The sequence below is a fragment of the Alsobacter sp. R-9 genome (assembly GCF_054612375.1).
In genome coordinates, this window is sequence record NZ_JBTSWJ010000011.1 from 139,854 (window position 1) to 154,391 (window position 14,538).

At 70.1% G+C, this 14,538-nt stretch carries 9 protein-coding genes; 5 read left to right on the top strand and 4 right to left on the bottom strand.

The genetic code is table 11. The annotated features are described in order from the left end of the window. Positions 1-30: 30 nt before the first annotated feature. The gene (locus ACX9GQ_RS17930; RefSeq protein ID WP_459630941.1) at positions 31-6,288 is read right to left on the bottom strand and encodes an apolipoprotein A-IV repeat region-like domain-containing protein; all 6,258 of its coding nucleotides are present in this window, start codon (positions 6,286-6,288) and stop codon (positions 31-33) included. 382 nt (positions 6,289-6,670) lie between these two features. Here ACX9GQ_RS17930 and ACX9GQ_RS17935 point away from each other — a divergent pair, with 382 nt between their 5' ends. From ACX9GQ_RS17935 to ACX9GQ_RS17955, 5 genes are all read left to right on the top strand, one after another. Continuing rightward, on the top strand, positions 6,671-7,081 hold the full coding sequence (locus ACX9GQ_RS17935; RefSeq protein WP_459630942.1) for an Hpt domain-containing protein: 411 nt from the start codon (positions 6,671-6,673) through the stop codon (positions 7,079-7,081). Positions 7,082-7,211: 130 nt separating this feature from the next. Then, positions 7,212-7,532: a 2Fe-2S iron-sulfur cluster-binding protein gene (locus ACX9GQ_RS17940; protein WP_459630943.1), complete on the top strand. Its 321-nt coding sequence runs from the start codon at positions 7,212-7,214 to the stop codon at positions 7,530-7,532. Between the two features lie 100 nt (positions 7,533-7,632). After that, positions 7,633-8,670 carry an NAD(P)/FAD-dependent oxidoreductase gene (locus ACX9GQ_RS17945; RefSeq protein ID WP_459630944.1) on the top strand — a complete coding sequence of 346 codons (1,038 nt, stop codon included), beginning with the start codon at positions 7,633-7,635 and terminating at the stop codon, positions 8,668-8,670. A 166-nt stretch (positions 8,671-8,836) separates the two neighbouring features. Beyond that, positions 8,837-9,754, top strand: a complete 918-nt coding sequence (locus ACX9GQ_RS17950) for a DMT family transporter (protein WP_459630945.1) — start codon at positions 8,837-8,839, stop codon at positions 9,752-9,754. Between the two features lie 99 nt (positions 9,755-9,853). Further along, entirely contained in the window at positions 9,854-10,471 is a 618-nt protein-coding gene (locus ACX9GQ_RS17955; protein ID WP_459631022.1) for a helix-turn-helix domain-containing protein, read from the top strand. A 27-nt stretch (positions 10,472-10,498) separates the two neighbouring features. Here ACX9GQ_RS17955 and ACX9GQ_RS17960 read toward each other — a convergent pair whose 3' ends face one another. From ACX9GQ_RS17960 to ACX9GQ_RS17970, 3 genes are all read right to left on the bottom strand, one after another. After that, positions 10,499-11,437 (bottom strand): c-type cytochrome, encoded by a 939-nt coding sequence (locus ACX9GQ_RS17960; RefSeq protein ID WP_459630946.1) that lies wholly within the window; start codon positions 11,435-11,437, stop codon positions 10,499-10,501. A 173-nt stretch (positions 11,438-11,610) separates the two neighbouring features. After that, positions 11,611-12,048 (bottom strand): c-type cytochrome, encoded by a 438-nt coding sequence (locus ACX9GQ_RS17965; RefSeq protein WP_459630947.1) that lies wholly within the window; start codon positions 12,046-12,048, stop codon positions 11,611-11,613. A 158-nt stretch (positions 12,049-12,206) separates the two neighbouring features. Next, complete coding sequence (locus ACX9GQ_RS17970) at positions 12,207-14,522, bottom strand: xanthine dehydrogenase family protein molybdopterin-binding subunit (protein ID WP_459630948.1); 2,316 nt, start codon at positions 14,520-14,522, stop codon at positions 12,207-12,209. Positions 14,523-14,538 lie beyond the last annotated feature (16 nt).

The following is a 14,538-nucleotide window of genomic DNA, read 5'->3' on the forward strand; positions in this document are numbered from 1 at the left end:
CGCCCGGAAGGCGCCGCACCCGTTGTCCGATCAGTCGAACTTGCCGCTGGCGTGGGCCAGGATCGTGTAGACCTTGCCCTCGTCCGAGGTCAGGACCGACTTGGCGAGCGCCGAGCCCCGGTCACCGGGCGCGATCTCGCTGAGGAGCTCCTCGAACTTCTCCACATACGCGTCGACCGTGTCCCGGAAGTCGGGATCGCGGCGGTAGCGCCGGCGGAACTCGTCGAAGCGCTCCTGCCCCTGCAGCGTGTAGAGCCTGCGGCTGAACACGTTGCGCTCTCCGGACGTGTAGCGGTCCCAGAGGTCGACCGCCGCCTCGTGGTCGATCATGCCGGCGATCTCGGAGGAGAGCGAACCGAGCGAATCCGCCGCCCGCTGAGCCGCGTCGGAAGCCGGCTTTGCGGGCGCAGGCGCCTGCGGCTGGGCGGGCCGCCCGGCCGGGCGCGCCTGCGGCGCAGGGGCTTCCGGATTGCGGCGCATCGAGGGTTCCTCGTCGTCCCGCGACGCGCGGGCGAGGAGCTCGGACAGCCAACCGCCGCGGGCGGTGCCGGAGGTCTCGCGGACGGGCGGTTCCGGCGCGCGGGGCGCGGGAGCCGGCGCAGGCTGCGCGGGAGGCTTGGGCGTCGCCGGAGGCATCTGGTCCGCCGCGCGCGGCCGCGGGACGGCGAGCGGCGACGGGATGTCAGCCCGGGGCATCTCGACCCGCGGCGCGGCCGGCGAGCGCGGCGGCTCGGGTCGGGGAGGCTCGGCGCGAGGCGGATCCTGGCGCGGAGCCTCCTGGCGAACCGGTTCCTGGCGAACCGTCTCCTGGCGGGCCGCATCCGGACGGGCCGCCTCGGCTCGCGGAGCCTCGGCCTTGGGCGTGTCCATGCGCGGCGGTTCGACACGGGCGGTGAGCCTGGCCGTCACGGCGCGCGGGGCTTCCGTCGGCGCCGGCTGACGGACCGGCTCGCTCATGCGGGCCGCAGGCTGCTGCGCCGGAGCCGCGGGAACCGGACGTTCGACGACCGGGGGCCGCCTGGGCGGTTCGGCCTCCACGCGCATGCCGACGTCCAGAGCCGTGTCCGAGCGCCGCACGAGGGCGGCGAGCTCGTTCAGCGCCTTGATCTGGTCAGCCACCACGCGACGCATGGCCGCCGTGGATTCCTGCGTCTCGCGCGGCAGGTCGAGCACCCCGCGGCGCAGTTCGGCCCGCGTCTCGTCGAGCTCGGCCTGCACCTGGGAGGCCAGCGTCCGCATCTCGGTCGCCGTCTCGCGGAAGCGCTCTGTCGCGTCGCCCATGGCACGGCTGATGTCGCCCATCAGCTGCTCGTAGGCACCGCGCAGGGCGAGAGCCGTGCGCTCGCGCTCCTTGCCCGTCGTGGCGCGCATCAGGTCGAACTGCTCGCCCATCGCGGCAGTGGCGGCGTCCGTGGCCTCCGAGAGGGTCCCGACGACCTGGCGCGTCCGCGCCTCCACCGTCCGCAGCCCATCCTCGACGAGGGTCGTGAAGCTGCGCGTGATGGCGTCGACATCCTCGGTGCGCGCATGGATCGCGCCGAGGATGTGCTCCATCCCCTCCTTGCGGTTGTCGAGAGCGACGGACACCCGCCGCTCGACCTCCTCGAGAGCGCGCGTCGCATCGAGCATCGCCGTCGTGTGCTCCTGCGTCGACGACGCCACCGAGCGGCTCTGCTCCTCCAGCCGGTGGAACAGGCTCGCGGCGTCGCGCAGGGCGCCCGTCGAGAGGGTGCGCAGCGCGTCGACCTGCTGGCCCGCCGCCACGGCCGTGGCCCGCGTGTCGCTGACGATCGAGCCGAGGGCATCGTGCAGCGAGGTCATCCGCTCGCCGAGCTCACGCTCCAGCGTGCCCAGGTTGTCGCCCGCCGCGGCGATGGCCGCCTCCAGCTGGCGGTTGGTTTCCGCAACCCGCTCGAGGCTTGCACCGAGCTCGTTGCGGAGCCGGTCGCCGGCCGACAGCAGACGCGCCACGGACAGGGCGGTGCCTTCGTCCACTGCGTTGCGCAGGGTCGCAGCCGATTCCTCGACCGTTCCCGTGAGAGCCTCGGCGCGCTCGCGGAGCATGTCGAGAATGGCGTTGCCCCGCGTCTCGAGCGACGCGGCGATCCCCTCGCCGGCCTCGTTGATGCCGCGGGAGGTCTCCGCGCCGACGGCCGAGAGACGCTCGGCCGCTTCGCGGCCGGACGTAATGATCGAGTCGAGCAGGCGGTTGCCGCGCTCCTCGACGATCTGGCGCAGGAGCTCGGTCTGGTGGCCGAACGCCGAGGTGACGCTCTGCGTGCCGGACGAGAGCGCCTCCGCGGCCTCTGCGCTGCGCCGGCCGATCTCCTCCGCGATCCGGGGCGCCTGCTCGCCGACGAGCTGCTCCAAGATGCCACGATGCGCGTCGAAGGTGGTGCGCAGAGCATCCGTGCCGGTCTCGAGCCGCTCGGCTGCCGCCGCGCCTTCCCGGACGATCTGCTGGACGAGACGGCCGCCGCGCTCCTCGATCGAGCCGACGAGGCGATCGGTGTGCTCGCCGAAGGTCGCGGCCACGGCGTTCGTGCCGGTGGACAGCGTCCGCTCGATCGTGGCGGCGGAGGTCTCGACGAGTGACGAGAGCTTCTGCGTGTGCTCGGACAGCGTGCCAGCGACCTTCTCGGTGTGCTGGGAGAGCGTCCCGGCCACGGTCTCGGTGCCTGCAGACAGGGACTGCCGCAGGGTCTCGTCGGTCTGGCGCAGCAGGTCGGCGATGCGGTCGGCCTGCTCGCCGAGCGACGTGCGGATCGAGGCGGTGCCGGTGGAGAGCGACGTGCGGATCGCCTCGCCCTGCGTGTCGAAGAGGCTGGCGAGTTCCGCCGTGCGCTCGCCCAGCGCGTGGGCGACCGAGCCGGCCCCGCTCGACAGGGCGTCGGCAAGGACCCGCGCCCGCTCGTCGAGCGTCGAGCTGACGCTGTCGAGCCGGTTGACGACGCGCTCCTCGAACCGGGTGACGCGCCCGTCGAGCGTTTCGGCGATGGCGACGGCCTGGTTGCCCAGCGTCGCGTTGATCTCGTCGGCCTTGGTCGAGAGGATGCGGGCGAGTTCCTCGGTGCGGGCGCCGATCGACTGCTCGACTTCGCCGACCTTGGCCTCCAGCGCGTCCGTGATGTCCTTTCCGCCGCTGCCCAGCAGCTTGGCGATCTCCAGCGTGCGGCTGGCCAGCGTTTCGGTGAGCCCCTTGGCGCGGGCGTCGAGACCCTGGTCGATGCGCACGAAGATAGCGTCCAGCGTGCGGGCGACCTGCTCGGTCGACTTGAGCGTGCGGGTCTCGAAGCTGCCGAGGGTCTGCTCGACCTGCTCCGCCGCGGCGCGCGAACGCTCGGCAATGCGGTTCGCGACGCCGTCGGCCCCCTCGCCCAGCAGGCTCTCCACCTGTCCGAGCCGGTTTTCGACGAGCTCCGTGAAGGTCTTGGTGCCGAGCGTGATGCGCTCGACGAGGTCGCCGCCGCGGCCGAGCACGGCCTCCTCGAAGGATTCGAGCCGGCTGGTGAGCGACGTGGTGAGGTCGGCGCCGCGGCCGAGCACACGCGCCTCGAAGCCGGTCATGGCGCCTTCCAGCGCCTCGCCGATGCGGATGGTGCTGCGGTCGACGCTCGACTCGAAGGCGCCGACGCGCTCCGTGATCGCCGTCTCCAGGCGACCGGTGCGGTCGTCGATGACGTTGCCCAGCGTCTCGGCACGGGCCGCGATCGCCTCCTCGAAGCGCGCGACGCGCCCGTCGAGGGTCGTGGCGAGGCTGCCGGAGCGCTCGGACAGAAGACCGTCGAGCCGGCTCGCATGGTCGCCGAGCAGCGCGTTGATGCCGTCGGAGCGATGGGCGAGGATCTGGTCGAGACGGCTCGCCTGCCGCTCCACCGCGACCTCGAAACCGCCGACGCGCTCGCCCAGGGCCTGCTCCAGCTGCTGGCCCTTGCCGATGACGGTGCTCTCGAACGCCTCCATCCGCGAGGCCAGGGACCGCTCCAGGTGCCCGCCGCGGGTGACGACGGTCTCGTGGAAGGCAGAGAGGGTGTTCGCGAGCGTGGAGGCGACCTCCTGGCCGCGGCCGGCCACCGTTTCCGCCAGCACCTCGGCGTTGCGCCGCAGTTCGTCGCCGACGCTTGAGGTCTGCGCCGCGAGCGCCGCCATGGCCTCGCTGATGACGCTGGAGATGCCGCTCTGCATGTCCGCGGCGTGGCGCGACATGGCCTCGCGGCTCTGGGCCGTCGTCATGCCGAGGGTATCGGCCAGCGACCGGGCGCTCGCCTCGAAGGCGGCGGATGTCTCCGCGGTGCGCGAGCCGAGCAGGTCGGACAGGGACCGGGCGGCCGCCTCGAACGAGACGGAGGCTTCCTGCGTCCTCGCGCCGAGCACGTCGGAGAGCGTGCGGGCCGCAGCCTCGAACGAAGCAGAGGTCTCGTGGGTCCTGGCCCCGAGCACGTCCGACAACGTGCGGGCAGCGGCGTCGAAGGAGGACGAAGTCTCGTGGGTCCTTGCCGCGAGCACATCGGACAGGGTGCGCGCCGCGGATTCGAACGCGGCGGTCGTCTCGCCGGTGCGCGCCGACAGCGTCTCCGCGATGCCGCGGGCCGTGCGCTCGAAGGTGGCCGTCGCTTCCGCGCTGTGCAGGCCGAGCGCCGAGACGGCGGCGTGGGCCCCCTCCTCGATGCTCGCGCGGGCGCCGTCGATCCGCTCGCCGATGATGGCGGCGATGTGCTCCCCGATGCCGGAGAGGTTGCCCTCGAGGGTCTTCTGCTGGTCGGTGAGCGAGACCTGCAGCCGGTCTCCGGTCTCGGCGAGGCGAGCAGCGAGGTTTTCGCCGCGCGTGCTGATCGTCTCGGCGATGCGCTGGCCCGTCTCCTCGATGCGCCGCGACACCTCCGAGCCCCGCTCGCCGAGGTCGGTCGCCAGGGACTCGCCCGTCGCCTTGAGGGTGGCGTTGACCTCCATGGCGCGCGAGGCGATGGCCTCGGCGACACCCGCGCCGGTCTCGGCGATGACGCGCGTGACGCGCTCCGAACCCTCGCTGAGGTTGGCGGTGAGGATCTCGCTGGTCTTCTCCAGCGTGGCGCCCACCTCGGCGCCCTTGCTGGCGATCTCCTCGGCGAGGCTCGCGCCTGTGCGGGTAAGCAGTTCGGTGATCTCTCGCGCCTTGCCGCCGAGCGTCTCGGTGACGGTGGTGGTGGCGACGCCGAGGCGGCTGTTGACGTCCTCGCTGGTCGTGGTGAGGCGCGTGATCAGTTCGCCGCCGCGCAGCGTGATCCCGTCGATCATCTGGTCGCCGGTGCGGGTCAGCGCCCCGGTGATTTCCTCGGCCTTCTCGCCGAGGGTCGCGGTCACGCGCTCCCCGGCCTGTCCGACGGCGTCCGCGATGCGGGCCGAGGCGGAGGCGAGGTCGTCGCGCAGGCTCTCGTGGGAACCGCTGATGGCGGAACGCACGCGTTCGGCGTTCGCCAGGATCGCTTCGCGCTGGGTGACGAGTTCGTCGATCAACGCGCGGATGCGGATTTCGTTCTCGCCATAAGCGCGCTCGAGCGTCGCGATCTCCGAATGGACGAGGGTCTCCAGTTCGCCGGCGCGCGCCAGGGCCCGCTCGATGCCGTCGCCCATGGCGGCGACCTCGCGGCGGATGGCCTGCGAGAGGCTGACGAAGCCGTCGGTGCCGGCGGTCTCCGGCTCGGCGAGGCGTAGGGCGACCTGCGTCATCGACCGGGCCACGGCGCGCATCTCCTGCGCGCGTGTATAGAGTGACGCGAGCACGAACAGCACGACGATCGGCGCCAGCGCGGCAAAGCCGACGAGCCCCGCCTCCGGCGTCATCAGCAGCGGCGCGATCGGCTCGCCGGGGTTGTAGGTGACGCCCCAGCGCACGTTCGCATAGACGGCCAGAGCTCCGAGCCACAGCAGGGAGCCGAGCGTGGCCAGGACGTAGGGCGTGCGCGACGGGCGCACCGACAGCGCCTGCAGGATCTCGCCGACCGCGCGGCGGTCATCGTTGGCGGCGCGGCCCGGGGCCGGACGGCGGGGATCGGGCTGCGGCTCGCGGCCCGGGCGCGCACGGTCGCGCGGCTTCTCCAGCCGAACCTCGCCGAAGCCCGCCTCCTCGACGTCGGGCAGGCGGGCGGGCGCGGCCGGCGCCTCAGCCGCCGCGCTGGTCTCGGGCGCGGCGGGAGGGGCGGTATCCGATTTCGGCGGGCCCTGACGAGCCTCCTCAGTGAGGTTGAGCGCTTCCTGGATCGCCGACAGGGCCGCCTCGGTCGGGTCGGTGATCTTCGGTTGGGTCGCCATCGTCGCCTCGTATGGATACGCGCTTACTGAAACCGCTCGCCGGGCCGGGGCTCCGCAGGGTCGCGGTGCGCCGTCCCGGAGGCCTCGGGCGGTGGTTTATCGATCCTGACGGGATCTGATTAACCAAAAGTCAGTGTAGACTTGGGTGTTCCGCTTGGAAACCCGCGGGCTGTGAGAGTTAGCAAACGTCGTTAACGGCTTGTTCACCATCGAACCACTGCGTGCGTCCGGCGACGCCGCCGTCGGCCCCATGGAGACAGGACCGAAAGACTCTCGCGCAAAAACGTCACGATCATGTTCACGCCGTATTTCACCTCCCGTATGCGTAAATGGGTGGTTTCACGGCGGCGGCCTGCCTGCCGCAGGGTGAAGGGGTAGCGCGTTGTACGATTTTGCGGATCGCCGGCCTGAGCTCGACGGACCCGACGGCCAGGCTCGCCGATCCCTGCCGGTGCTGGACCGCGGCCATCTCGCCGCCCAGACGATGCACGACGCCGACGTGGCGCGTGACGTCCTCGCCATGTTCCTCGAGCAGTCCGCCCAGGTGATGCGGCGGCTGCGCGAGAGCCGGAACAGCGACGAGCGCATCCAGGTGGCCCATCTCCTCAAGGGCTCGGCCCGGGCCGTCGGGGCCACCCGCGTGGCCGCCGCGGCCGCTGCGGTCGAGGATCTTCCGCCGGGGACAGACGAGACGCAGGCGCTTCCCTTGATCGTCGCCCTCCACGCCAGCGTCGCGGAAGCGAGGGCCGCCATCGCCGCCGAACTCGACGGCAACACGTCGCTGGGCCTCTAGCGGAACAGGGCCTCGCCAACCGGCAGCGGCTGGACTAGATAGGGCGTCCGCCTCCGGCTGGCATTTTGCCGCCGCGGGGAGGATTCAGTGTCCACCTCGCGGCCCCGCCGCGACTGCTTCGGATGACCGGATGCCCAAGATCACCTTCATCGACGTCCACGGGACGGCGCGGACGGTCGAGGCCGAGAACGGCTCGACGGTCATGGAGAACGCCGTGCGCAACGCCGTCCCCGGCATCGAGGCGGAGTGCGGCGGCGCCTGCGCCTGCGCGACCTGCCATGTCTACGTGGACGAGGCCTGGCGCGAGGCCGTCGGCGAGCCTGCCTCCATGGAAGAGGACATGCTCGACTTCGCCTTCGACGTGCGCCCGAATTCCCGCCTCTCCTGCCAGATCAAGGTTCGCCCGGAACTCGACGGCCTCGTGGTGCGCACGCCCGAGCGGCAGGCCTGAAAACCCATCTCATCGCGTGGAATATTTTGTTTCCACGCCAGCGCGTGTTGATTTAAGGAACGCCTCGACGCCGCCGGCGCCGGCGTGACGGAACGGGACCATGACCGAAACGATCTCCACCGACGTCGTCATCATCGGGGCGGGGCCCGTCGGCCTGTTCGCCGTGTTCGAACTCGGGCTGCTCGACATCAAGGCGCACCTCGTCGACATCCTGCCGAAGGTGGGCGGACAGTGCGCCGAACTCTACCCGGAGAAGCCGATCTACGACATCCCGGGGTTCCCGATCGTCACCGGCCAGGGTCTGGTCGACAACCTGATGAAGCAGATCGAGCCCTTTGGCCCGACGTTCCATCTCAACCAGATGGTCGCGACCCTCGAGGCGACCGGCACGCCGGAGGCGCCGCGTTTCCGGGTCACGACCGACGCCGACACGGTGTTCGACTGCAAGTGCGTGATGATCGCGGCCGGCGGCGGATCGTTCCAGCCGAAGAAGCCGCCGATCACGGGGATCGAACTCTACGAGGAGCACTCGGTCTTCTATGCAGTGCGGAAGATGGAGACGTTCCGCGACCGTTCGATCCTCATCGTCGGCGGGGGTGACTCCGCGCTCGACTGGACGCTGAACCTGCAGCCGATCGCCCGCCGCGTGACGCTGATGCACCGCCGCGACGATTTCCGCGCCGCTCCCCACAGCGTCGAGCAGATGCGCAGCCTCGTCGCCGAGGGCAAGATGGACCTGCGCATCGGCCAGGTGCAGTCGCTTAACGGCGCCGACGGGCGGCTCTCCTCGGTCGTCTGCCGCGGCAACGACAACGCCACCTTCGAGGTGGCCTGCGATACGATGCTTCCCTTCTTCGGGCTGACCATGAAGCTGGGGCCGATCGCCGATTGGGGCCTCAACCTCCACGAGAACCTTGTCCCGGTCGACACGGAGAAGTTCGAGACCTCGACGCCGGGCATCTTCGCCGTCGGCGACATCAACACCTATCCGGGCAAGCTGAAGCTGATCCTGTCCGGGTTCCACGAGGTCGCCCTCGCCGCCCAGAAGGCGCACCGCTACGTGTACCCGGAGAAGAAGCTCCTCTTCCAGTACACGACGTCCTCGACGAACCTGCAGAAGAAGCTGGGCGTTGCCTGACGCTTCGGCACGAGAAGCTTCGCTCCGGGGGTGAAACCGGAGCCCTGCGTGTGGCGCAGGGCGGCCGATCCGCGATATCGTTTGGCCTGCGCGGCGTCCCGTGATCCTCATCGGGCACCCCCTCCCGGGGTGCTCGGCCCCGGGGAGCCCTGCCCGCTCGCCCCCGATGAACACCCTTCTCGGCATCTCCCTCAAGGTCCTGGCCACCATCGCCTTCTCGGTGATGGGCGCGCTCATCAAGGCGCTGACGGACAGCATCCCGACCGGGCAGCTGGTGTTCTTCCGCTCGTTCTTCGCCCTGATCCCGCTGATGCTCTGGCTAGGCTGGCAGGGTCAGATTGCCGATGCCGTGCGCACCCGCGACCTCGTGGGCCAGCTCCGGCGCTGCGTGGCCAGCACGGCCGGGATGTACTGCGGCTTCTGGGCGCTGTCCTACCTGCCGCTTCCCGACGCCACAGCCATCGGCTACGTCACGCCCATCGTGACCACCCTCCTGGCGGCCATCGTGCTCGGCGAGGCGGTGCGCGGCTATCGCTGGGCGGCCCTCGTCCTCGGGTTCGCCGGCATGGTCGTAATGCTGCTGCCCTACCTTGGGCTCGGCGGCCACGCCGCGGCGGGCCTCGCGGAGGCGAAGGGGGCGCTGATCGGGCTCGCCTCCGCGACGCTCTCCGCGGTCGCCACGCTGGAGGTGCGCAAGCTCGCCCAGACAGAGCGGACGGCAGCGATCGTCTTCTACTTCTCGACCACGGCCTCGCTCGTCGGCCTCGCCACCGCGGTCTTCGCATGGGCCCCCGTGGACGGCACCCAGCTGGCGATGCTCGTCGTGGCCGGCATCCTCGGCGGCATCGGGCAGATCCTGCTCACGTCGAGCTATCGCTTCGCGCCCATCTCGGCCATCGCACCCTTCGACTACATGACGCTGATCTGGGCGACGGTCCTCGGCTACATTGCCTTCGGCGAAGTCCCCCACAGGCTCGTGCTGCTCGGAGCCCTGATCGTCATCGCTGCCGGCCTGATCGTCATCTACAACGAGGGCAAGGCGGTCCGGAAGGCACGGCGCACGCAGCCACCCCCGAGCCCGTGAACGCAGCGGCGGAGATCGCGCTCGCGTCGCCGCACCCCCCGCGCTATAACCGCAGCGTTCGTTTTATCGGAACGATCCGGTTCTTCATGGGGGACGATGATGGGTGTCGAAGGGCGCGAGCGGACCAAGACGATGGACATGGGTGCCCATGCCCTGTCCGGGCAGCTGGGCAAGACCGTCCAGCGCCTCCGCAAGGCCTACAACCTGTCGCTGTCTGAACTCGCCGAGCAGAGCGGCGTCGCCAAGTCGATCATCTCGCAGATCGAGCGCAACGAGACCAACCCGACGCTGGCGACGATCTGGCGCCTGTCGCAGGCCCTCGACGTCTCCATCGAGCGGGTCCTCTCGGCCGGCGACGAGGAGCCTTTCATCGAGAAGACGACGAAGGGCGACACGCCTGTCCTGTTCTCCGACGACGGGAAGGTGCGCCTGGCGATCTTCGGCTGGATCAAGACGGTGGACTGGCTCCAGTGGTACGACGTGCACGCCGAGCCCGGCGGCGTGCTGGAGTCCGACGCCCACCAGCGCGGCTCCATCGAATGCCTTTCCGTGATGTCGGGCGAGTTCGAGGTCGAGGTGGCCGGCGTCACGCAGCGCGCCCGCGCCGGCGAGACGCTGCGCTACCGCTGCGACCGGGCCCACATCGTCCGCAACGTCGGCGACGAGCCGGCGCACGCCACCATGGTCTGCATCCTCAAGGCCGCGGTGATGGACTGACGCGCGGCCGCCGAACCGGCGAGGGCCTCACGAGCCCTTCTTCGGCCTCGGCGGGCTTTCGCGCGGCGGCAGGCTCTTCAGGTACTCCGCCATGGCGGCGCGGTCGGCATCGCTCAACTGGGACGTGTTGCGCACGACGGCCGCCATCGTCCCGCCCACCGAGTCGAACTCCGGCGTGAAACCGGTCTTCAGCAGTTCCGCGATCTCCGCCTGAGACCACGACTTCAGGCCGCTCTCGTGGGGGGTGATGTTGGGGACGAAGCCGTCGCCCTCAGGGTTCGGCCCGCCCGCGAACCGCTTGTCGGCGGGGATGTTGCCGGCGAGCGTGCGCGGAGAATGACACTCGGCGCAGTGGCCGGGGCCCTCCACGAGATAGGCCCCGCGATTCCAGCTCGCGCTCTTCGTCGGATCGGGCTTGAAGCCCTTTCCGTCCACGAAGGCGAGCTTCCACAACCCCAGCCCCCGCCGCATCGAGAACGGGAACGGCACGTCGTGGTCCCGCACCTTCCCCTGCACGGCCGGCAGCGTCTTCATGTAGGCCTGCAGGTCGGCGAGGTCGTTCACCGACATGCGCTGGTAGGACGTGTAGGGAAAGGCCGGGTAGTAGTGCCGGCCGTCCGGCGACACGCCCTGCTTCATCGCCCGGATGAAGTCCGCCGTGCTCCACGCGCCGATCCCGTCCTTCGGGTCCGGCGAGATGTTGGGGACGTAGAAGACGCCGAAGGGGGAGTGCATCGGCAATCCGCCGCCAAGCTTCGTCTTGTCGTCCTGGCCCGGTGTGGCGTGGCAGGAGGCGCAGCCGCCCGCAGCAAAGAGCGCCTTGCCGTTCTCGAGGTTGCGCTGCGGAGAGGGATCAGCCGGTTCTTCGCTGTAGAGCGCCGCCCACGTTGCGGGCGCGGTCAGGACGGTGAATCCCGACAGTCCCAGCATGGCGAGGATCCCGAGGACGACGACGATCTTCTTCAAGACTCAGCTCCCGGAAGCGACGCGGCGAGGATAGCAGCCGGGGCGTCGGCGTCACCCCGCACCCGCGCCAAAGGGACATGCAACCGGTTGCGCGGCCGCATGCGGCCCTCCGCCCGCCCAAAGAAAAAGACCCGGGCTCGCGCCCGGGTCCCGTGACGGGTCTCGAACCGTCCTCAGCTCTTCTTGACGCGATACGTCTCGTGGCAGCTGCCGCAGTTCTTCATGACGTTCGGGAAGTTCGCCTTGAACGACGCCTCGTCCTTGATCGCAGCCGCGGCTGCCTTCGCCTCGGCGCCGAACTTCTCGAAGGCCGCCTTGAAGCCGTTCATGTCCTCCCACACCTTCGGCGCGGCAGAGGTCTCGCCGCCCGTCTTGGAGTTGTCGGGGAAGAGCGACGGCATCTTCGCGGCGGCTTCCTGGTACTTGGCCAGCGCGGCCTGCACCTTGGCGTTGTCGAAGGGCGCCTCGCCCTTCAGCATCGCACCCGGGTCGCGGGTGGCGCCGCCGACGGACTTCATCAGGTCCTTGCGCTGCGCGATGACGTCGGACTGCGCGAGGACGGTGGTGGCCGCCGTGGCAGCGAACGCAGCTGCCAGCACGATACGAAGCATGTGGTCTCCCCCTGATTGGACCGCCTTGGGTCCCCGGCGTCGATAACGCGGGTACGTAGCAATACCAATCTCCAGGTGTGTCTATTCCCCGACCAAGGTCCTACGACCTCGCAAAGCCGTGTTTGCAGAAATGCAGATCACGGCTTTGCGAGAAGGGCTCAGGCGGCCTTGCGCATCGCGGCGCGGATGGCCGCGAAGACGCGGTCGGGCGTCGCCGGCATGTCGATGTCGCGAATGCCGTAGGCGCGGTCGAGCGCATCGACCACCGCGTTCATCACCGCCGGGCATGAGCCGATCGACCCCGCCTCGCCGGCCCCCTTGATGCCCAGCGGATTGGTCGTCGACGGCACGTTCTTCGTCTCGAAGTGGAAGAACGGCACGTCGTCGGCGCGCGGCATGCAGTAGTCCATGAAGCTCGCCGTCACCAGCTGGCCATCGCTGTCGTAGACGGTCTTCTCGAGCAGCGCCTGCCCGACGCCCTGCACGACGCCGCCATGGACCTGCCCTGCCAGCAGGATCGGGTTCACCGCGAGGCCGAAGTCGTCGCAGATCGTGTACCGCGCGATGCGCGTGACGCCGGTCTCCGGATCGATCTCCACCTCGGCGACGTGGGTGCCGTTGGGGTAGGTCGCGTTCGGCGGCGTGAAGTCCCCCTGCCCCGTCGTCGCCTCCGGCGTCGCCGCCGGGAGCTTGGCGATGTCGGCGAAGGTGATCCGCTTGTCGGTGCCCGCGACGCGCACGGCGCCGTCGGCGATCTCCAGGTCGGCGACCGAGGCCTCGAGCTTCTGCGAGGCGAGCTGCTTCAGCTTCTCGGAGAGGTTCTCGGAGGCAAGGTAGACCGACACGCCGCCCACCGGGATGGAGCGCGAGCCGCCGGTGCCGTGGCCGGTCTTCACCTGCGCCGTGTCACCCTGCACGACGCGGATGCGGTCGAGCGGAAGGTCGAGGTGTGTCGCGGCGAACTGGGCGTACGCCGTCGCGTGGCCCTGCCCGTTCGACTGCGTGCCGGAGAACACGGTGACGCCGCCGTCGGCATCGAGCCGCACCTCGACCTCCTCGCCGTCGCCCCAGGCCGTGCACTCGATGTAGGTGGCGAGGCCGATGCCACGGATCTTGCCGTCCTTGCGGGCCGCACGCAGGCGCTCCTTGAAGCCGGCCCAGTCGGCGGCCTCCATGGCGCGCGTCATGTGCTGGTTGAAGTCGCCCGTGTCATACGTGCGGTCGCCGATCGGCGTGGTGTAGGGCATCGCCTTTGGCGGAATGAAGTTCTTCCGGCGGATGCTCTCCGGCTTCATGCCCATCTCGCGCGCCGCGCGGTCGACGAGACGCTCCAGCAGGTACGCCGCCTCCGGGCGGCCGGCTCCGCGATAGGCGTCGACCGGCACGGTGTTGGTGTAGACGCCGCGCACGCGGACGTAGATCTCCGGCGTCCTGTAGACCCCCGTCATCATCGTTGCGCCGAGATAGGGGATGTAGGGGCCGAACTGCGACAGGTAGGCGCCGAGGTTGCCCAGGATGTCGAAGCGCATGGCGAGGAACTTGCCGGAGGCGTCCATCGCCACCTCCGCCACCGCGAAGTTGTCGCGGCCCTGCGCGTCGGACGTGAAGTGGTCGCCGCGGTCGGCGATCCACTTGACCGGCCGGCGCGTCAGCCGCGCAGCCTCGGCGCACAGCGGGTACTCGCGGTACATGAACGACTTGGTGCCGAAGCCGCCGCCGACGTCGCCGGTCACCACTTGAACCTTGGAAGGCTTCACCTTGAGGATCGCGTTGGCGATGGTGTCGCGCAGGCCATGCACGCCCTGGCTGGAGATCGACAGCTTCCAGCCCTTCGACGCGCCGAAGTACTCGGCCACGCAGCCGCGCGTCTCCATGTAGTTGGTGATGAGCCGGTTGTTCTCGATGTCGATCTTCACGACCTTGTCGGCCGCCTTGAAGATCGCGTCGACCTTCTTCTTGTCGCCCATCGAGGTGTCGTAGGCGACGTTGTCGGGCTGCTGCGACCAGACCGCGGCCGATCCCTTGCGCAGCGCCTTCTTCATGTCGACCGCGGCCGGCAGCGTCTCGTAGTCGATGCCGATCGCCTCGGCCGCGTCCCGGGCCCGCTGCGGCGTGTCCGCCACGACGAACGCCACGGCGTCGCCGACGTGCTTGGCGACGCCCTTGGCCAGCACCGGGATGTGCGCGACGTGGCCCTGCGAGCCGTCGCCGTTGGGCAGCGGCGCGAGGCACGGCACGTCGCCGAGATGCGCGAGGTCGGCATGGGTGAGGATGAGCTTCACGCCCTTCATGCCGCGGGCGGTGTCGAGGTCCGTGAACTTGAACCGCGCATGGGCGTGCGGGCTGCGCAGCACCACCGCGTGCAGGCAGCGCTCGGGCGTGTAGTCGTCGGTGTAGCGGCCGCCGCCGGTGAGGAGGCGCTGGTCCTCGACGCGGCGCAGGGGCTGGCCGATACCGAATTTCTTCACGGACATGGTGTGGACCTCGATG

Bases quoted from the DNA above. Each gene is read 5' to 3' on its own strand.
- ACX9GQ_RS17970 (WP_459630948.1), bottom strand. From the start codon at position 14,522: ATGTCCGTGAAGAAATTCGGTATCGGCCAGCCCCTGCGCCGCGTCGAG.
- ACX9GQ_RS17940 (WP_459630943.1), top strand. From the start codon at position 7,212: ATGCCCAAGATCACCTTCATCGACGTCCACGGGACGGCGCGGACGGTC.
- ACX9GQ_RS17930 (WP_459630941.1), bottom strand. From the start codon at position 6,288: ATGGCGACCCAACCGAAGATCACCGACCCGACCGAGGCGGCCCTGTCG.
- ACX9GQ_RS17945 (WP_459630944.1), top strand. From the start codon at position 7,633: ATGACCGAAACGATCTCCACCGACGTCGTCATCATCGGGGCGGGGCCC.
- ACX9GQ_RS17965 (WP_459630947.1), bottom strand. From the start codon at position 12,048: ATGCTTCGTATCGTGCTGGCAGCTGCGTTCGCTGCCACGGCGGCCACC.
- ACX9GQ_RS17950 (WP_459630945.1), top strand. From the start codon at position 8,837: ATGAACACCCTTCTCGGCATCTCCCTCAAGGTCCTGGCCACCATCGCC.
- ACX9GQ_RS17955 (WP_459631022.1), top strand. From the start codon at position 9,854: ATGGGTGTCGAAGGGCGCGAGCGGACCAAGACGATGGACATGGGTGCC.